This is a genomic window from Pedobacter roseus, from assembly GCF_014395225.1.
Lineage (GTDB): Bacteria > Bacteroidota > Bacteroidia > Sphingobacteriales > Sphingobacteriaceae > Pedobacter > Pedobacter roseus.
Map to the genome: position 1 here is coordinate 3,462,936 of NZ_CP060723.1, position 18,084 is coordinate 3,481,019.

The following is an 18,084-nucleotide window of genomic DNA, read 5'->3' on the forward strand; positions in this document are numbered from 1 at the left end:
TTTGGATGTTCGTTGCTGCGGAAGTAATTATTTTTGTTTAACCACAGATGCACACAGATAAACATAGGTTTACTGGTATTATACCTTTATCTGTGTGTATCCTTTTTATCTGTGGTTAATAATTTCTATTAAGCTAGTTGCCTAAACCCCTTTCAGTTCATCATAAGCAGCGGTTAAACTTCTTTCAATTCCTTCACCTTTCCATTCGGGTGCATTTGGGATCGTAGTCGTTTTTAAAATATCTTCTTTGCTTTTTCCTGCTTTAATTTCGCCGCCTACAAAGGTTAACAGGTTTTGAAGGTAATTTTGATATGCTTTAACGTCGGTTTTATTTCCGGTTACTTTTTCAGGATCAAGGCTATGTCCCCAAATAAATAAGGTATCATTATCAAACTGGTTCTGTATCTTATCTAAAGCAGTGATCCAGTTGCCAATGTGTGCTCCATTTTCTCTATCAATATATGGAAATTTACGGTTGAAAACCAGATCGCCAACATGCACGATATTGGCATTTTCGAAATGATAAACGGCATCGCCATTGGTGTGGCCAGACCCGTAATAATAAGCTTTGATATTTTCGTTACCTACTTTTGCAGTCCATTTTGTACCAAATGTGGTATCAGGCAAAAGTTGTTTATCTAAATTATTCGCTTTCTCTGCACCTCTTTTCTGGTTTACCAGCGAATTTTGGTGTGCAACCACTTTTTCTGCTAATCCTTTAAAAGAAATATTTCCGGCGGTATGATCGCCATGGTGATGTGTGTTGATCAAATATTTGAAAGGTTTTTCGCCCAGTTTTTTCAATTCGTCGATTACATGCGGAGCCGTAGTAGGGAATTGCGCATCTACCACCACAAAACCATTGCTTGAATTTAACCAGCCAATGGTTCCGCCCTGCTCGGTAAATATACCCACATCATTGCGAAGCGGTTTAAAATTATAAGCACGGAACATGTCTTGCTGCGCAAAAACATCTGTTTTATAAATCGAAAGCAGGGCCATGGCCAATGCCGAATTTTTGATAAAGTTTCTTCTTTCCATTTTGGGATTAAGCTAAAAAAACCACAGCGAATGCCGTGGTTTAAATTTAATGATTTAGATTCTGAAAAAACAAATTATATACCAGAACCTGGTGTGGTACCTGGCTCATGCCCCGGACCAAAGGAATTATTCTTCCGGTCTTTATCTTTGTTAAACAGATTAGTAGTTACTTTCGACGATTTATTTTCATCTAAAGTTCTATCTTCTTTAATATCTTCTGCGGTCTTATCCAGTAAATCGTTCTCAACAACTTTACCTTTTTCTTTATTCGTTTCCATAGTAATTGTAAATTGATGTACTATAGGAACAAGCTAAAAATAAGATTGTTTTCTTTAATCCTTATGGGAATGGGATTTAGCAAAAGAAAAATGTTATGGTGAGCCAACAACCAAGAAGTTGTGACAACTGTAAATATCTATTACAACATCGCTCCAGGCAATTTCCCTAACTCATGGATGCAGCCAAAAGAATGAAACCTCCTTTTATGGATTTTATTAAAATGGTTCGAAGATTCGAAAGAAAACGGATTGAAGATAAACTTGTAGATGTGTTTTCTTTCTTCGTTTAATTTTTCTTCCAGTTTTGCGTTTTCCAGATTCTGAGTGTTGTGGTTAGTTTCCATGACGATATAGATTATTGAAAACCTATCGGGCTTTCAGGGTTAACAATTTTAATAATAATAAAAAGCTATTTTAAAATTTGCTTAACCTTATACGATGGGGTGTTTGATAAGGTTTCGTTCAGGAACAACAGGTAAAATGGCGTGGATTGCCTTATGTTTGATTAAATATAAGTTTTATTTCCGGATTTTGCAAGGGTTTTCTTCTTTAATAGCTTAAATCATTCCAAAATACCATAAAAGCATTTAATTACTTTGGAAATCAGGTACGGTGGCTTTTAGGCATATACAGTCCCGCTCTTCGTTCCTTCCCGACGTAAAGTCGGGAACACTGCGATCGGGTTTAGGTGGCACTATCTGCAATACTATTTGGGGTTGCAAAGGGCAAAGGATTTGGCTACAAGAAGGAATTATTCTCTTGCATCATACAACCTTAAATAGCAGCACCGGCTTATTGTATGTAAACCTGATTGAAGCGGATACCGGCCAAGCGATTAAGGCCTGCAGGCGTATAAGCGAAAAGCAGGACGAACATTAAAATGAAATACTATGCCTGCTTTCCAGAAAAACATGATTAATTATTTTGCCCACAAAAAAAGTCCCGATTTATACCGGGACTCTCCTATTTGGTTAATGATATTTTATGCTAAAGCATTCTGCTTTACTACCATTTTAACTTTTTCAATTACGTAATCAAGCTCTTCTTTTGTGGTGTATTTACTAAATGAAAAACGCACCGAAGGACGGTTTGGATCGGCATTGATACCGTTTAACACATGCGACCCAATGTTTGAGCCAGACGAACAGGCACTACCGCCCGAGGCGCAGATACCATTAATATCCAGGTTAAACAATAACATATCGGCCATGTCCATTTCAGGGAAAGAAACATTTAGTACGGTGTAAAGGCTTTTTTCAGCATCCGTTTCGCCATTAAAGCCAATCCCCGGGATTTCGGCAATTAATTGTGCTTTTAAATAATCTTTTAAGCCCTGAATATAGCTTTGGTGTTCTGCCATCTCAGCATAAGCAATTTCTAAAGCTTTAGCCAGGCCTACAATACCATATACATTTTCGGTACCGCCACGCATGTTGCGCTCCTGTGCACCACCATAAATCATTGGTGGAATTTTGATATTGCTGTTTACGTATAAAAAGCCAACACCTTTTGGACCGTGCAGTTTATGTGCAGCGCAAACAATAAAATGTGCTTTAAGCTCCCTTACATTATGTGGATAATGCCCCATGGTCTGTACAGTATCCGCATGGTAAATGGCATTGTATTTTTCGCAGATATCGCCCACTTTAACCATATCGGTTAGGGTTCCTAACTCGTTATTGGCATGCATTAAGGAAACAAAAGTACGCTCGTTATTTTGAAGCAGTTCTTCTAAATGATTATAGTCGATATTTCCTTTTTCATCGATATTAACAAAACTCAACTTATCGATCTCACCATTTTTAAGCATGGTATTTAAGGTATGCTCAACCGCGTGATGTTCAATTTTTGAGGTAATGGCATGTTTAATACCATAAGCAGCAATACCGCAACGGATAGCCGTATTATCGGCCTCGGTACCACCAGAGGTAAAGAATATTTCGGAAGGTGATGCGTTTAACAGACCAGAAACGGTTTTACGGGCTTTTTCTACAAGCGTCCGCACCTCGCGACCAAGCGCATGAATGGCAGATGGATTACCGAAATAATTTTCCATCACATTTGTCATTTCTGCAATTACTGCCGCATCTAAAGGCGTTGTGGCCGCATTATCTAAATAGACCCTTTTCATTTCTACGAATATTTAAAAGTTAGTGTTTACAGAGAGGTCTTGCTAATCAACATCCCTGTTTAAAGTGGTCGGGACTTAATCGTTTTATTAAGTCCTGACCGGTATGCTTAAGCCTAAAATCCTTTTCGGGATTAGAGGTGTAATATTTCCTTGATGTCGGAAATGATCTTATTTGCTAAACTCTCAGCAATGGTTTCATTTTCGGCCTCACTGTAAATCCTGATGATTGGCTCCGTGTTCGAACGGCGCAAATGTACCCAGGTTTTATCAAATTCTATTTTCAAGCCATCAATGGTGCTATAAGGCTGGTTTTTGTATTTCTCTTCTACCTGTTTCAGCAAATTATCGATATCCATTTCTGGGGTAAGCGTAATTTTGTTCTTAGAAATGTGGTATTGAGGATAACTTGCCCTTAATACGGAAATCGATTTGCCAAATTTAGCCAAATGCGTTAAAAACAGAGCAATACCCACCAAAGCATCTCTGCCATAATGCGATTCAGGATAAATAATTCCACCGTTTCCTTCACCACCGATAATGGCATTCGTGGCTTTCATTTTATTTACTACGTTTACCTCACCCACTGCCGATGCATTGTATTCTGAACCTGCCCTTTCGGTTACATCGCGTAAAGCACGGGTTGATGAAAGATTAGAAACGGTATTTCCAGGTGTATTTTTTAATACATAATCGGCAACAGCTACTAAGGTATATTCTTCGCCAAACATGCTGCCATCTTCGTTTACAAAACATAAGCGATCTACATCCGGATCAACTACGATACCTAAATCGGCATTCTGTTTTTGAACCTCTTTCGATATTTCAGTCAGGTTTTCTGGTAGCGGCTCAGGATTGTGTGGAAAATGTCCATCAGGTGTACAATACAGTTCAACCACTTTGTTTACCCCTAAAGCTTTTAATAAAGCTGGGATAAAAATACCTCCTGTAGAATTTACACAGTCGATTACCACTTTAAAATCGGCTTTTTTAATCGCTTCAACATCCACCAATGGTAATGCTAAAACTTTATCGATGTGTTTTTGAAGGTAAGTATCGTTTTTAATTACTTTTCCCAGTTTATCAACATCAGCAAAATCAAAATCGGCACTTTCGGCTAAATCTAAAACCTCTTTACCATCTGCATCGCTAATAAATTCGCCACTGGCGTTTAATAATTTTAAAGCATTCCATTGTTTTGGGTTATGGCTCGCCGTTAAAATGATCCCACCACCTGCATTTTCATCAGGTACAGCTACTTCAACAGTTGGGGTGGTTGATAAACCAAGGTCGATTACCTCAATGCCTAAGCCCTGTAAAGTTCCAATAACGAGGTTATTCACCATTTCACCCGAAATACGGGCATCACGACCTAAAACGATGCGTTTATTGCCTGTTTTTTGTACTACCCAGCTACCAAAAGCCGCTGTAAATTTCACAATATCAAATGGGGTTAAGCCGTCGCCAGCCCTTCCGCCTATGGTTCCGCGTATTCCTGAAATCGATTTTATTAAAGTCACCGTATATAATTTATTTGAGGCTCAAAAATAACAAAAAAAACAAGATAGCCGCTATTCAGCAACGTTTTGCGGTGCAAATTTACATTGTTTTTATATCTATGAACACGATGGTTCTGGTAGAAATTAGCCGCGTCATTAAAATCAAACGTGTGTTTTAGTGGCAGCTTTATTCCCGATCAGGTAGTTGATTTTTAGTGCTGTATAAATCTGCTTCATAATATTCCTGCAACTTTATTGCATAAAAGTATATTCTGACTTTACTAGCGGTTGTAAAACCTTATATTTGCATCTTTTTAAGATACAAACGGCTTTTATATGCAGCGCAAGTGGTTTCAATATTGGTTTAATTCGCCATATTATCATATTCTATATCAACAACGAAATGATGCTGAAGCCGAATTCTTCATTGACAAACTGACGGATTACCTCCATCCAAAAGCCGAAGCGAAAATGCTTGATATTGCTTGTGGAAAAGGCCGGCACTCCATTTACCTGAACAAAAAAGGCTTTGATGTAACAGGGATTGACCTTTCTGAACAGAGCATTAAATACGCCAAACAGTTCGAAAACAGTAAACTTCATTTTTTGGTGCACGATATGCGCCGCCTGTTTTACATCAACTATTTTGATGTGGCCTTAAACCTGTTTACCAGTTTTGGTTATTTTGATACCGAGAAAGACCATGTAAATGCACTTAAAACCTTTAGGAAATGCTTAACTGCAGATGGTATTTTGGTGCTGGATTATTTTAACACCGAAAAAATTATACGCAACTTAAATTCCTGTGAAGTAAAATCGCTAGATGGAATCACCTTTAACATCACCAAAAACGTTGTTGAGGGGAAAATTATCAAAAAGATAAATTTTGAAGACCAGCATAAGGTATATAATTTCGAAGAACGGGTACAGGCATTTAGTTTAGACGATTTTCAGCGCATGCTTACCAAAGCTGGGATGCGGATCGAAAAAACCTTTGGCAGCTACGCCCTAGACGATTTTGACCAATCTATTTCTGACCGCTTAATTTTAATCTGTAAAAAAGCATGATAGAAAGCATACAGCAATTCGACGTAGAACTGTTTTTGAAAATCCACCGCGGACTTTCAAACAGTTTTTTTGATTGGCTGATGCCTTTAATGCGCAACCGTTTCTTTTGGTCGCCGCTTTATCTTTTTATTGTTATTTTTTGCATCAAACAGTACAAAAAACAAGGTTATTACATTATCGGTATGTTGCTTTTTACCTTTGCCATGGGCGATTTAATTGCATCAAGGGTAGTAAAACCCTGGGTACAGAGAGTGAGGCCCTGCAACGATATGAGTTTGGCCAATGATATTATCCACCGGGTGCCCTGCGGCAGTGGCTTGAGTTTCCCCTCAGCACATGCTACCAATCATTTCGCGATAGCTGTATTTTTAATTTGCGTTTTTTACAGCAGATGGAAGCCTATTTTACCCATTGGCATATTCTGGGCGTTCATCATCAGTTTCGCGCAGGTTTATGTAGGCGTACATTATCCTGTTGATGTAACCACCGGGGCTTTGCTGGGCATTACCATCGGGATAATCTGTTCAAGAATATTTAAAAAATTACAACCTGATTTTTAACCTATGGAAATCTGGAAACTCTGTGTACTCTTTTTCTGTGCCTTTTTAGGTGGAACAGCTATTTTTCTGGTAAAAAGCGATAAATCTAAACTGCTGAAGCTGATTTTATCTTTCAGCGGGGCTTATTTATTTGCCATTACCGTATTACATTTAATTCCTGATGCTTACAGCGGCCCAGATAAATGGCAGATCGGGGTATTTATCCTGATTGGTTTTCTATTACAGATTTTCTTGGAGCAATTCTCAGAAGGTGTAGAACATGGGCATATCCATAAACATCATGATGGACATATTTTCCCTTATGGTATTATGATCAGTTTGTGTTTACATGCCTTTTTAGAAGGAATGCCATTGGCGAAAGAACAGCATAATGAATTGATTTTTGGAATTTCATTACATCATATTCCTGCCGCTTTTGCATTGGCGAGTATATTAATGCAAAACCATTTTAAGAAAGGCAGCATTATACTTTACCTCATTTTATTTGCGGTAATGGCGCCATTGGGCTTTTACGTAAGCGTAGGTTTAAGCAACGGAACCATTGGCGGTTTAGATGCCTATTTTAATAAGATTATGGGCATTGTAATTGGTATTTTCTTACATATTTCTACCACTATCCTATTCGAATCGAGCGCCGACCATAAAATTAATACGCGTAAAATGATTGCCGTTTTATTGGGAATTGGCGTGGCGTTGATCGGATTCTTTGCCGGACACTAAGTCAGTTGGCAATTTTCAGTTCTCATTTGGTAAATACCAGTTGATAGTTTTCAGTTAGTAATATGTCGATTAACCGATTTAAACAGTTAACCGATTAACCATTCGTACCCATTTCAAAAAATTCACCTGCTAGCCGTTTTAAACGTTTAATCGTTTAAATTTTACAACCACTATAAAAAATTAGGTAAATTCGTATATGGACGAAATTGTAAATGAACCTGCTGTAGCTTATCAAAAAAGGCACTACACTGTTGAGGAGTATCTGGAAATGGAAAAGGCATCAACAGTTAAACATGAATATTTTCAGGGTGAAGTATTCGCTATGTCTGGTGCGGGCGACAATCATAACGAAATTTTCAGCAATGTTTTTGGAGAAATATGTAACAAACTGAAAGATAAGCCGTGCAGACCTTACGGAAGCGATAAACGGATGAACATTCCTGAGAATACGTTATTTACTTATCCTGATATATCCATTTATTGCAATGGTTTAATACATAGCGAATTTGATGATGATACTTCAATCTTACCGACTGTAATTATCGAAATTCTTTCTCCTTCAACCAAAAATTATGATAAAGGGAAAAAATTTAACCTTTATAAAGATATTCCTTCGTTAAAAGAATACATTATGATCGAATCGGAATCGGTTTTGGTGGATGCTTATTATATTAACGAAGAAAAGAATTGGGCGCTCAATCAACATAAAGAGCTTTCTGAGGCATTAACCTTTGTTTCGATGGGATTCAATATAGCTTTAAGCGATATTTACTACTATGTTACTTTTTGAAATCGGAGATCTTAACTATATTTTAATTGATACAACACAAATTCAAACACCTGTTTAACAACCAGTTAATACAACATCCGTTTTAAACGTTTAATCGTTTAAATTTTAAAGCCGCTGTAAAAAATTAGGTAAATTCGTATATGGACGAAATTGTAAATGAACCGGCAGTAGCCTATCAAAAAAGACGTTACACTGTTGAAGAATACCTGGAGATGGAAAAAGAAGCGACAGTTAAACATGAATATTACCAAGGTGAGATATTTGCGATGTCAGGCGCAGGCAACAATCATAATAAGATCTTCAGCAATGTCTTTGTTGAAATAGGTATTAACCTAAAAGGCAAGGCATGCAGTCCTTATGGAAGTGATATGCGAATGAATATTCCCGAGAATACCTTATTCACTTATCCTGATATCTCTATCTACTGTAATGACATAAAACATATTGAAATTGATGAAGAAAGCTTTATTTTGCCTACAGTAATCATCGAAATTCTTTCGCCTTCGACCAAAAACTATGATAGGGGCAAAAAATTCACACTTTATAAAGATATTCCTTCATTAAAAGAATACATTATGATCGATTCAGAATCGGTTTGGGTTCAGGCCTTTTATATTGACGACGAAAATAACTGGAAACTTAACGAGCATAAGGAAATATCTGATACCCTAAATTTAATTTCGATGGGATTTGATGTAGCCTTAAATGATATTTACAATCATGTTCGCTTTGATAAAGAGTAATATCCAAACCTGAATTATGGGTTCAAAGTTAATTACAACTGTAAATTAATAATTGCCAACTGAATTACTTTTTCTCTTTCTTCTTCCCATACCCCAGGGACAGTGCTTGCACTTATTTTTGCAGCAATAGCCACGCTTTAGGTGATAGGCTTCGGTAAAAACCATCAATCCATCTTCATTAAAATAAAAATCTTCGCCTTCTTTCATTGTTAATTTTGAATGATTGAATTAGAGAATGTAGAATGAATGAATTTTGAATGATAGGATGTTTCAATTTATACAATCATTCAATCCTTCTCTCATTCACTAATTAAGTATTTTAACTTCCAGTTTGCCTTTAAAATAATCTTTAAGCTGCTTGCCGTCACCATGCAAAGTCCATACCTGCTTTGGTTTTACTTTTTCGATGGTTTCTAAAATTGCAGCCCAATCAGCATGATCAGAAATATAAAGTGATATCCCGTTTTGCTGTTGAAGGTTTTTCCACCCAGAAGCAAAAGCACGTACTACATTAATTGCTTTATGATAGCTGTGAAATACCATAGGCGGAACAATATATACCTGGTTTTCGTGGTTGTTTTTCATCACTTTACGGTCGTACATCTTATAATTGCCCAGTTTCATGCCATAATCCTCATATATTTTATTGAAAGGCATAATGCTAAAGTGAACCATGATGTTTCTTGTTGGGCAATTTTCGCTCAACAGCTGAATTATCCGTTGACTTTTGCCCAATGCGTAAGAACCGAGCATGACATTGGCATTGGTTTCGTTCAGTTTTTTGATTTCATCAACCGGCGAGGGATGCTTTGTTTCCGGATCAGCAAAGGTACTCTCGGTAATTAATACATCAGCCTGCACAAATTCAAAGGGTTCACAGGTGGTATCGGGCTCTATCTTATAATCTCCAGTATACAAATATTTGATGCCTTTATATTCCATTAAAACCTGCGCAGAACCTAAAATATGTCCGGCAGGATAAAAAGTAATGGTTACATCCTTTATTTTGAAAGCCTCGTGATATTTTTTGTTAAAAAAATCGACAGCAGCAAACTTACGGTAACGGTGCTGCATAAATGTTGCTGTAGCAGCAGTACAATATACATTTTGGCTTCCTCCGATGGCATGGTCGCCATGAGCATGAGAAACTACAGCTTCTTTAACAGGTTGTTGCGGATCGAGGTAAAAATCGCCATAAGCACAATATAAACCTGTTGGGGTAATGGTAATAAAATCTTCTAAAATCATGATCAGGAAAGGATTTAAGGATGGTATGATTAAAGTAGATTAAGCATTGGTGTTTTTAAATGCTTCTGCCGACTTAAGCAATTGCTGGTGCAAAGCTAAAACCTGCTCTATGATAGGTTGCTGTTCATCATTAACGATAAAATGATCAGCCATTTTTGCCTTTTCTTCATCGCTGAGCTGTTTATCCATCCGGGCCTTCACTTGCTCTTCAGTAATGCCATCGCGTTGCATTAAACGCTTTAATTTGATTTCGTAAGGGGCAGTAACCAAAATTGTAGTATCACAAAGTTTATAAGAACCGCTTTCGAACAGTATTGCTGCTTCTTTTAAGGTGTAAGAAACTGTTGAGGGAATAGATGCTTCCCAGGCATCAAAAGCCCTGAAAACAGCCGGATGTACCAGCGCATTCAATTGCGCAAGTGCCTGCTCATTATTAAATACAATGCCGGCAATGTGTTTATTATTTATTTTTCCATCTTCGAAATAACTTTCATTACCAAAAGCAGCTTTAACGCTTTCTACCAATAAAGCATCCTGGGTCATGATTTCTTTAGCCACGGTATCGGCATAAAAAACAGGAATTCCTAATACTTCAAAAACCTTGCAGGCAGTTGTTTTGCCACTACCTATACCACCTGTTATGCCTACTTTATACATTATTTTTCTACTATGAAATCAATTTTTGATGGAACCACGCTTACCAGTTTACAATAATCGGGAAACTCGGTTATCTTCACCGTAAACTGGCGGTGTTTTAAATTTTGCCATTCGTCTACATCAACAATGGCGGTAATAAAACTTTCATCAACCTGATCGTAATTGCTTAGTGCCACCAAAAAGGAAACTTTTACCTTTTTAGGATAGAGTTTTATGCTATTATAATTCCTGTTATTGATTACTTTTAAAGGGACTTCGATCGTTTTCTCTGTAAATTCATCTACAGGCAGTCTAACTTCTACAGATGAGGGATAGATACTTACATTTTTATGGATACTGTGCTGTAAGGCTACCCTGGTAGTGCTGCTGTTCTGTATTTTATCGAGTTTTAATGTATCGGTTGGCCAAAACGTAATTTTAGCCAGCTCTTCTGTCGGCCCGGCCACTTTAACGTATTTTGGATTGAGGATAATCTCGCTCGCAATACCATATTGTTTGGCAAAACCCAGTTTATCAATCAGTTTTACGGGAACCTTTTTCACCACACGTTTGGTGAAATCGAAATATAGCGTATCGGGTTTAACTGAAATTACTTTTTGTGTACTTTCCAGTTGCCTGTTGATATTGAATAACTGATCGGAAAAAACAATAAAATCTTTTGAATTGAGCTGGCCTAAATTCACAGAAACGGAGGGCGGGCTAATCCTTAACCTGGCAAATAATAATTGCCAGCCTGTTCCTTCCACCTGCAAATCTATCGTATCAGACTGTAGTGGATAAAATGCCCTTTTGGTAGGTGCATTTTTAAAAACCAAAACGGTTTTTGCCACATAAATATATTTATTGTTCAATGCCATAAAAAGCCATGCAGCTACAGCCAGCAGCAAGCAGGCCAATAAACTAAATACACGTCTTTTTTCAATCTTCGTTAATCTGATGAAGGGCATAACACAATGTAAAATAAAAGAGTGTAAAAAATTTTGTTCTTTACAACAATCACGTCAAATGTAATAAAACTAAATAGCCGCTCAAAAACTAATCCGTTTAATGATAAATTATTGCACTGATTTCATTAGAATCACATTAGATAACTATATTCGTAGTAGATAAAACAAGCTATGAAAAAAATTATATTAACTTTTTTTACAATCACATTATTCCTTAGCGCATACGCCCAGAAAAGAACAATGGTTACTTATTTCAAAAAAGGCATGATTACGGAAAATAAAAACAATTATGATTACCGAAGGGTAATTGAAGAAACAGATACTCCATCCATATATCGTTTATATGAGTTTTATCCGGATAATAAGGAAAAAACTTTGGCAACCATCTCGAAATTTGAACCCAATGTTGTTTATGAAGGCATATTTCAAGGTTATAATAAACAGGGTATTCTTACCTCAACAGTTAATTTCAAAAAAGGTGTGCTGGTTGGCGAATGTTCTTATTACTATGATAATGGAAAACTTGAAAATGTTTTTCAGTATAATGAACAGGGTAACAATCCTGGTAAGCAACAGCGAAAATGGGTAACCGGAATAGATTCCTTAGGCAATCAGTTTATCAAAGATGGTAACGGACTGTATAAAAAAACGGATAAGAGCGGGCTTACAGAGGAAGGAAATTACCTTAATGGGTATAAAGACGGAATCTGGAAAGGGGCAAGTAAAATAGCCAGTTATGAAGAAGTTTATGAGAACGGCATTTTCAAATCTGGTACAAGTACATTGGCTGACGGGAAACAGATACAATATGACAAAATGGAGCAACAACCTGAATTTAAGGGAGGCATGCCCGAATTTTATAAATATCTTGCCCGGAACTACAGATTCCCTGCTGAAGCGCAAAGAAATCAGGTAAATGGTAAGTTATATATCTCCTTCGTAGTGGAAAAAGATGGCAGGTTAACCGATTATGAGTTTAAAAACAGTTTGGGCTATGGTACGCAGGAAGAAGCCGTGAGGGTTTTAAATGAATGCCCTAAATGGATCCCAGGGAATCAACATGGTATTCCGGTAAGGGTAAAATATAACATCAACATCAATTTGGCTCAGCGCTAAACAAAAAAAAAGCCACCCCTTAGGATGGCTTTTTTTGTTTTTGTTGAATATTAAGCTTTAGGTGCTGCTACGGTTGCTTTTGTTGCATCTAAAGAAACTGCCGATTTATCGAAACGGATTTTCACGCCACCTTCAACCTCGATTAAAAAAGTTGTATCATTCAAATCGGCAATACGGCCATGAATACCTGCTGTGGTTACAATTTTATCTCCTTTTTTTAACTCACTGATTAATTTTTTATGGTCTTTGGCTTTTTTAAGCTGAGGGCGGATCATAAAAAAGTAGAATACCAGTGCAATTGCTCCAAACATGATTAATTGTCTTGGATCAAATCCTCCTGCTGCCTGTAAAATTACTGTTGATGTCATTTCTTATTTTTTTGTTTGTATTTTGAAATAGTTGATGATTGATGCATTATAGCATTTAACCATCAACCAAATTATTTTTTGGCAAGCACCTCTCCCACTAAGTGAACGGTAGCCACTTCAGGATTTGCATTTGAAGTAATGGTTACTACTTTATCCTGCATGCCCATTTTGCCTTCGCTGTTAAAAACCACACTGATGATGCCTTCTTTACCTGGTAAAATTGGCGCTCCAGGCACCTGTGGAACGGTACAACCACAAGTTGCTGTTGCATTGCTCACCACTAGCGGGCTCTTACCTGTATTTTTTAACTTGAAATCGTGTTTCACTTTTTCACCCTGCTCTATTTTACCGAAATCGTAAATATCGCGTTCAAAAACAATCACCGGTGCATCTGCAGGGGCTACTTTAGCTGTTTTTGAAGTATCGTTGCCTACAGAAACTGTTGATTTAGTTTCTGATGTTTGATTATTAGCATTACGGCATGCTGCAAATGAAAGTGCAGCGATAGCCAGGATAAATGTTTTTTTCATTTTTATTCTTCTATTAAACCGCGGCCAATCTTTTTAATGGTGTTGTTTTTCTTAAGATCGCCTAAAATTTTGTCTAAAATACCGTTTATAAATGAATTACTCTTCGGTGTACTGTAATCTTTTGATAACTCCAAATACTCGTTGATGGTTACTTTAACCGGAATAGATGGGAAATTTAACAGCTCACAGATGGCCATTTTCATCAAAATGGTATCCATAAGGGCAATACGCTCTGATTCCCAGTTTTTGGTTCTATCGGCAATCATTTCCTGATATTTGGCATCATTTTGTAAGGTATGTACAAAAAGATCCTGTACAAATTTGCTATCCTCTACCCAATCAGCACTGATTTCGGTCAGTTTGTTTTTAAATGGATCATCAAAAGTAAAGTTTTTCAGGGTTTTGGCCACCATTCCTTTCATCACTTCATGATCTACCTGCCAGTTGATAAATTTCTCTTCAAAAACCTGCAAAATGGCCTGGTTTTTTAAGATTATTTTTCTGAAAATGTATTTGATAATGTCTTTCGATGATTCTAAACTTTCGTTTGGATCAGCAAGATAATCGGCATATTCTTTTGATGCTTTTAACGAATTGTACACCGTTTTACGGATTTCCGGATCGAAACCCCAATCTACCTTGTACTTTTTAATTGCAGATACATATTCTGGATTCTGCTGCAATAAAATGCTAAACTTATTGTGTAGCAATTTCATGTTAGGATTGATATCCTCTGCTGTTTTAATGAATTTGTTTGCGCGTTCTGCCGCGTCGTTAGCAGTAAATTCGGTAACTTCTACCATTAAAGAGAGCATCCAGATGTACATTTCGTACACGCTATCGATACTTTGCATTAAAGTTTTCAAATCACCTTTAATGTCTTTTTTGTCTGCCATGTGCCATGCAAAAATGTTTTGCAAAGCTTTGATTCTTAAGTGCCTTCTGTTTAACATGAATGTAAGAACGAGTGCGGTTTTTTAAAACCTGTTTTAATAATTATGATTTAATATGACGATTTAATTTTTTTAACATCTGCAATCCTTTTTTCGGCAATCTGGTTTGCGGCAATATTTGTTGAAATGTTTTCGGCTTTGCTTAATTTAATTACACTACGGGTAGCATCATAAATATTTTCTGTAAGCTGTACGGTACGTTTTTTACCAAAACCAGTAAGTTCAGAATAACATGAAATCAATCCACCGGCGTTAATCAAATAATCGGGTGCGAATAAAATTCCTTTTTTTAATAGTAACTGGCTATCCAAAAGCTCATCTTTTAACTGATTGTTTGCTGAACCTGCAATAATTGCAAATTTCATTTTTTCGATGGTTTTGTTGTTTACGGTAGCACCCATGGCACATGGAGCATACACATCAGCATCGGTAGTAAAAATTTTATCAGCTTCTATCGGTTTGGCTTTATATTTCCTGGCAACATAAGTTAACTGTTCCTGGTTAATATCACTGATGAGTACTTCGGCGTTTTCTTTTCTTAACAAGGCAACCAGGTGCTCGCCAACATTACCAATACCTTGTACTACAATGGTTCTGCCTGCAAGCATATCGGTACCAAAAACTTCTTTAACACTGGCTTTTATACCTAAATAAACGCCCTGTGCAGTAAAAGGAGCCGGATTACCTGCACCACCGATTGATTCGGGAACACCGGTAACATGGGTTGTTTCCATACGGATATATTCCATATCGCGGGTATTGGTCCCCATTTCTTCAGCCGTAATGAATTCGCCGTTCAGGTTCTTAATAAACCTGCCATAGCTACGCATTAAAGTTTCTGTTTTATCTTTTCTTGAATCGCCAATGATTACGCCTTTTCCACCGCCAAGGTTTAATCCGGTGATGGCTGCTTTATAGGTCATTCCGCGTGATAAACGGAGGGCATCTTCCAGGGCTTCGGCTTCGGTAGAGTAACTCCACATCCTTGTTCCGCCCAAAGCAGGACCCAAAGTGGTGTCGTGTATGGCAATAATTGCTTTTAAACCTGTATCTGGATCATTACAGAAAACCAATTTTTTATGCCCATAAGCACTTAATTGATCTAAAATTGATGAATCTGACGGAGAATTTGCTGGCATATTAACGTTCGGCTAACCTGCTGCAAAATTAAAATAAAAAACCATTATTACATCTATTTAACGAAACTATAACAAAATTAATTCGGACAGGATTAAATAAACAAAGTTATTAGTTTAAAAAAAGGATTATTTAGGAAAAAAATGTCGGTTTGTGAAGACATGAACCAATGCCTGAGATCATCTTTAAGAACTACAGGCTAATGTTAAATAAACCTGATAAAGCGGAAAGCCCGCATCCCGATTCGTTACCGATGAATCGGCACTAAATTAGCATCGGGAGAGGACTTGAAGCGATAGCAGGGCTGAAATAACCCATAAGTTCCGAACCTTGCTTTTCAAAATAATAATTGACCACCTAAGTCACCGAGAATAGCATAATTATCCTACATCTTCCATACCACATCTTCCCATTTACATCTGAAAGTGTCATTATTTTTTAAAGCTTATCTGCAAATGGATAATTATACCGCAGAGAATAACAAAATTATCTAAGTTTGTACAACATGAAACATCTGAGCCGATTAAACAAATACTTTCTCAAATACAAATGGTGGATCATTCCCGGAAGTATCTTCGTGGTGATTTCTAATATTTTTGGTGTTGTACCTGCTCAGGTAATCGGTTATGCGGTTGATTTGATCACCGAAAACATCCAGATTTTTAACCTTTTCCATGGTTTTGACCGACAGGCGATTATTTACGATATTTTTAGCAGCAACCTTTTATATTTCGGTCTGCTGGTTATTGCGCTTTACTTATTGAGGGGATTATTCTTATTCTTTATGCGGCAAACCATCATTTTAATGTCGAGGCATATCGAATTTGATATGAAAAATGATATTTATCAGCATTACCAGGAACTTAGCCTGGGTTTTTACCGCAGGAACAATACGGGCGATTTAATGAACCGCGCCACAGAAGATGTTAACCGTGTTAGGATGTATGTTGGTCCGGCGATTATGTACACCATTAATACCTTCGTTTTATCGGTACTCATTATCTGGTCGATGTTTGATGTTAATTCGAAACTGGCCATATATTGTTTGTTGCCACTTCCCTTTTTAGTGGTGATAATCTACTATGTAAATACCCTGATTTTTAAAAAAAGCGGAAAAATACAGGAGCGGTTATCAGATCTTTCGAGTTTTGTACAGGAGCGTTTTTCGGGCATCAGGATCATAAAATCTTATGTTCGTGAAGATTACACCCGGAATATGTTCGAAATACAGAGTAATGACTATAAAAAAGACTCGATGAGTTTGGTTAAAGTGTCTGCCCTGTTCTACCCTACCATGCTTTTATTAATCGGCTTAAGCACGATTTTAACCATATATATAGGAGGTATTCAGGTGATGAACGGCAGCATTACCGCAGGTAACATTGCCGAATTTATTATTTATATCAACCAGCTAACCTTTCCGGTTACGATGCTGGGCTGGGTAACTTCATTGATCCAAAGGGCTGCGGCCTCGCAAAAAAGGATTAACGAATTTTTAGATATTCCATCAGATATCCAATCAAAAGAAACCGAAGAAAGGAGTTTATCGGGCAATATTAAATTCGATAAAGTAAGCTTTACCTATCCGGACACAGGCATTGAAGCTTTAAAAGAGGTAAGTTTTGAGATCAACAGCGGCGAATTTGTAGCCATTATCGGAAAAACGGGCTCAGGAAAATCGACATTGGCCAACCTGATTATGCGGATGTATGATGTAGAAAACGGTACTATTGATGTGGACGGAAAGAATATTAGAGATCTCAATTTGAAAGATTACCGCAATCAGATCGGGTTTGTACCACAGGAAGTCTTCCTATTTTCGGATACAATAAAGAACAATATCGCCTTTGGTTTAGATACCGTTACAGATGATGAAGTGCATACAGCCGCTAAAAATGCTTCGGTTTATACCAATATCATTGATTTTGAAGAAAAGTTCGAAACCATGCTTGGTGAACGTGGTATTACGCTCTCCGGAGGACAGAAACAAAGGGTTTCTATTGCCCGTGCACTAATTAAATCGCCTAAGATTTTGATATTTGATGACTGTCTTTCGGCTGTCGATACCAAAACGGAGGAAGAAATTTTACAAAACCTGGGTAAAATTATGGCCGGAAAAACCAGTATTTTAATTGCCCACCGGATTTCGACGATTAAAAATGCGGATAAGATTTTAGTACTCGATAATGGAAAAATCATCGAACAAGGCACACACAATGAATTACTTAACCTAAACGGCAGTTATACGGAGCTTTATAATAACCAACTTTTGGAGGAGGAAACGCGAACTATTTAAATTGT

The 18,084-nt window shown here is 37.2% G+C and carries 20 protein-coding genes; 7 read left to right on the plus strand and 13 right to left on the minus strand.

What is annotated here, in order from left to right; translation table 11 throughout:
* Positions 1–141: 141 nt before the first annotated feature.
* From H9L23_RS14375 to glmM, 5 genes are all read right to left on the minus strand, one after another.
* Positions 142–1,041: an MBL fold metallo-hydrolase gene (locus tag H9L23_RS14375; RefSeq protein WP_187591067.1), complete on the minus strand. Its 900-nt coding sequence runs from the start codon at positions 1,039–1,041 to the stop codon at positions 142–144.
* 74 nt (positions 1,042–1,115) lie between these two features.
* Positions 1,116–1,319, minus strand: coding sequence for a hypothetical protein (locus tag H9L23_RS14380; protein WP_025143865.1), 204 nt, complete (start codon positions 1,317–1,319; stop codon positions 1,116–1,118).
* Between the two features lie 140 nt (positions 1,320–1,459).
* Positions 1,460–1,663, minus strand: coding sequence for a hypothetical protein (locus H9L23_RS14385; protein WP_113947076.1), 204 nt, complete (start codon positions 1,661–1,663; stop codon positions 1,460–1,462).
* A gap of 638 nt (positions 1,664–2,301) precedes the next feature.
* Entirely contained in the window at positions 2,302–3,450 is a 1,149-nt protein-coding gene (locus H9L23_RS14390) for a cysteine desulfurase family protein (RefSeq protein WP_187591068.1), read from the minus strand.
* Between the two features lie 131 nt (positions 3,451–3,581).
* Positions 3,582–4,967: a phosphoglucosamine mutase gene (glmM, locus tag H9L23_RS14395; RefSeq protein WP_187591069.1), complete on the minus strand. Its 1,386-nt coding sequence runs from the start codon at positions 4,965–4,967 to the stop codon at positions 3,582–3,584.
* Between the two features lie 315 nt (positions 4,968–5,282).
* Between glmM and H9L23_RS14400 the strand changes: the two genes are divergently transcribed.
* From H9L23_RS14400 to H9L23_RS14420, 5 genes are all read left to right on the plus strand, one after another.
* Positions 5,283–6,014, plus strand: coding sequence for a class I SAM-dependent methyltransferase (locus H9L23_RS14400; RefSeq protein WP_187591070.1), 732 nt, complete (start codon positions 5,283–5,285; stop codon positions 6,012–6,014).
* On the plus strand, positions 6,011–6,574 hold the full coding sequence (locus H9L23_RS14405) for a phosphatase PAP2 family protein (protein WP_187591071.1): 564 nt from the start codon (positions 6,011–6,013) through the stop codon (positions 6,572–6,574). Before H9L23_RS14400 ends, H9L23_RS14405 begins: the two co-directional genes overlap by 4 nt.
* Before the next feature lie 3 nt (positions 6,575–6,577).
* Positions 6,578–7,294 (plus strand): ZIP family metal transporter, encoded by a 717-nt coding sequence (locus H9L23_RS14410; RefSeq protein WP_187591072.1) that lies wholly within the window; start codon positions 6,578–6,580, stop codon positions 7,292–7,294.
* Positions 7,295–7,490: 196 nt separating this feature from the next.
* Positions 7,491–8,084 carry a Uma2 family endonuclease gene (locus H9L23_RS14415; RefSeq protein WP_187591073.1) on the plus strand — a complete coding sequence of 198 codons (594 nt, stop codon included), beginning with the start codon at positions 7,491–7,493 and terminating at the stop codon, positions 8,082–8,084.
* A 140-nt stretch (positions 8,085–8,224) separates the two neighbouring features.
* Positions 8,225–8,827 (plus strand): Uma2 family endonuclease, encoded by a 603-nt coding sequence (locus H9L23_RS14420; RefSeq protein WP_187591074.1) that lies wholly within the window; start codon positions 8,225–8,227, stop codon positions 8,825–8,827.
* Between the two features lie 45 nt (positions 8,828–8,872).
* On the opposite strand, the gene H9L23_RS14425 is transcribed toward H9L23_RS14420, so the two are convergent.
* From H9L23_RS14425 to H9L23_RS14440, 4 genes are all read right to left on the minus strand, one after another.
* Complete coding sequence (locus H9L23_RS14425) at positions 8,873–9,034, minus strand: DUF5522 domain-containing protein (RefSeq protein ID WP_187591075.1); 162 nt, start codon at positions 9,032–9,034, stop codon at positions 8,873–8,875.
* A 99-nt stretch (positions 9,035–9,133) separates the two neighbouring features.
* Positions 9,134–10,075, minus strand: a complete 942-nt coding sequence (locus tag H9L23_RS14430) for an exonuclease (protein WP_187591076.1) — start codon at positions 10,073–10,075, stop codon at positions 9,134–9,136.
* Between the two features lie 39 nt (positions 10,076–10,114).
* Positions 10,115–10,732, minus strand: coding sequence for a dephospho-CoA kinase (coaE, locus tag H9L23_RS14435; RefSeq protein WP_187591077.1), 618 nt, complete (start codon positions 10,730–10,732; stop codon positions 10,115–10,117).
* Positions 10,732–11,679, minus strand: coding sequence for a CdaR family protein (locus H9L23_RS14440; RefSeq protein ID WP_246474693.1), 948 nt, complete (start codon positions 11,677–11,679; stop codon positions 10,732–10,734). The genes coaE and H9L23_RS14440 overlap by 1 nt, the downstream gene beginning before the upstream one ends.
* A 171-nt stretch (positions 11,680–11,850) precedes the next feature.
* Here H9L23_RS14440 and H9L23_RS14445 point away from each other — a divergent pair, with 171 nt between their 5' ends.
* Positions 11,851–12,795, plus strand: a complete 945-nt coding sequence (locus tag H9L23_RS14445; RefSeq protein ID WP_187591078.1) for an energy transducer TonB — start codon at positions 11,851–11,853, stop codon at positions 12,793–12,795.
* 50 nt (positions 12,796–12,845) lie between these two features.
* On the opposite strand, the gene yajC is transcribed toward H9L23_RS14445, so the two are convergent.
* From yajC to H9L23_RS14465, 4 genes are all read right to left on the minus strand, one after another.
* Positions 12,846–13,163, minus strand: a complete 318-nt coding sequence (gene yajC / locus H9L23_RS14450; RefSeq protein ID WP_187591079.1) for a preprotein translocase subunit YajC — start codon at positions 13,161–13,163, stop codon at positions 12,846–12,848.
* A 71-nt stretch (positions 13,164–13,234) separates the two neighbouring features.
* Entirely contained in the window at positions 13,235–13,693 is a 459-nt protein-coding gene (locus tag H9L23_RS14455) for a DUF1573 domain-containing protein (RefSeq protein ID WP_187591080.1), read from the minus strand.
* A 2-nt stretch (positions 13,694–13,695) separates the two neighbouring features.
* Positions 13,696–14,646, minus strand: coding sequence for a transcription antitermination factor NusB (gene nusB / locus H9L23_RS14460; RefSeq protein ID WP_025143849.1), 951 nt, complete (start codon positions 14,644–14,646; stop codon positions 13,696–13,698).
* Between the two features lie 50 nt (positions 14,647–14,696).
* Positions 14,697–15,785: a Glu/Leu/Phe/Val family dehydrogenase gene (locus tag H9L23_RS14465; protein ID WP_187591081.1), complete on the minus strand. Its 1,089-nt coding sequence runs from the start codon at positions 15,783–15,785 to the stop codon at positions 14,697–14,699.
* Between the two features lie 503 nt (positions 15,786–16,288).
* Here H9L23_RS14465 and H9L23_RS14470 point away from each other — a divergent pair.
* Entirely contained in the window at positions 16,289–18,079 is a 1,791-nt protein-coding gene (locus tag H9L23_RS14470) for an ABC transporter ATP-binding protein (protein ID WP_187591082.1), read from the plus strand.
* The last annotated feature ends 5 nt before the right edge of the window (positions 18,080–18,084 follow it).

What these genes read in the sequence shown, in the direction of transcription:
- H9L23_RS14375 (WP_187591067.1), bottom strand. Translation starts at nt 1,041, where the DNA reads ATGGAAAGAAGAAACTTTATCAAAAATTCGGCATTGGCCATGGCCCTG.
- H9L23_RS14380 (WP_025143865.1), bottom strand. Translation starts at nt 1,319, where the DNA reads ATGGAAACGAATAAAGAAAAAGGTAAAGTTGTTGAGAACGATTTACTG.
- H9L23_RS14385 (WP_113947076.1), bottom strand. Translation starts at nt 1,663, where the DNA reads ATGGAAACTAACCACAACACTCAGAATCTGGAAAACGCAAAACTGGAA.
- H9L23_RS14390 (WP_187591068.1), bottom strand. Translation starts at nt 3,450, where the DNA reads ATGAAAAGGGTCTATTTAGATAATGCGGCCACAACGCCTTTAGATGCG.
- H9L23_RS14400 (WP_187591070.1), top strand. Translation starts at nt 5,283, where the DNA reads ATGCAGCGCAAGTGGTTTCAATATTGGTTTAATTCGCCATATTATCAT.
- H9L23_RS14405 (WP_187591071.1), top strand. Translation starts at nt 6,011, where the DNA reads ATGATAGAAAGCATACAGCAATTCGACGTAGAACTGTTTTTGAAAATC.
- H9L23_RS14410 (WP_187591072.1), top strand. Translation starts at nt 6,578, where the DNA reads ATGGAAATCTGGAAACTCTGTGTACTCTTTTTCTGTGCCTTTTTAGGT.
- H9L23_RS14415 (WP_187591073.1), top strand. Translation starts at nt 7,491, where the DNA reads ATGGACGAAATTGTAAATGAACCTGCTGTAGCTTATCAAAAAAGGCAC.
- H9L23_RS14420 (WP_187591074.1), top strand. Translation starts at nt 8,225, where the DNA reads ATGGACGAAATTGTAAATGAACCGGCAGTAGCCTATCAAAAAAGACGT.
- H9L23_RS14425 (WP_187591075.1), bottom strand. Translation starts at nt 9,034, where the DNA reads ATGAAAGAAGGCGAAGATTTTTATTTTAATGAAGATGGATTGATGGTT.
- H9L23_RS14430 (WP_187591076.1), bottom strand. Translation starts at nt 10,075, where the DNA reads ATGATTTTAGAAGATTTTATTACCATTACCCCAACAGGTTTATATTGT.
- coaE (WP_187591077.1), bottom strand. Translation starts at nt 10,732, where the DNA reads ATGTATAAAGTAGGCATAACAGGTGGTATAGGTAGTGGCAAAACAACT.
- H9L23_RS14440 (WP_246474693.1), bottom strand. Translation starts at nt 11,679, where the DNA reads ATGCCCTTCATCAGATTAACGAAGATTGAAAAAAGACGTGTATTTAGT.
- H9L23_RS14445 (WP_187591078.1), top strand. Translation starts at nt 11,851, where the DNA reads ATGAAAAAAATTATATTAACTTTTTTTACAATCACATTATTCCTTAGC.
- yajC (WP_187591079.1), bottom strand. Translation starts at nt 13,163, where the DNA reads ATGACATCAACAGTAATTTTACAGGCAGCAGGAGGATTTGATCCAAGA.
- H9L23_RS14455 (WP_187591080.1), bottom strand. Translation starts at nt 13,693, where the DNA reads ATGAAAAAAACATTTATCCTGGCTATCGCTGCACTTTCATTTGCAGCA.
- nusB (WP_025143849.1), bottom strand. Translation starts at nt 14,646, where the DNA reads ATGTTAAACAGAAGGCACTTAAGAATCAAAGCTTTGCAAAACATTTTT.
- H9L23_RS14465 (WP_187591081.1), bottom strand. Translation starts at nt 15,785, where the DNA reads ATGCCAGCAAATTCTCCGTCAGATTCATCAATTTTAGATCAATTAAGT.
- H9L23_RS14470 (WP_187591082.1), top strand. Translation starts at nt 16,289, where the DNA reads ATGAAACATCTGAGCCGATTAAACAAATACTTTCTCAAATACAAATGG.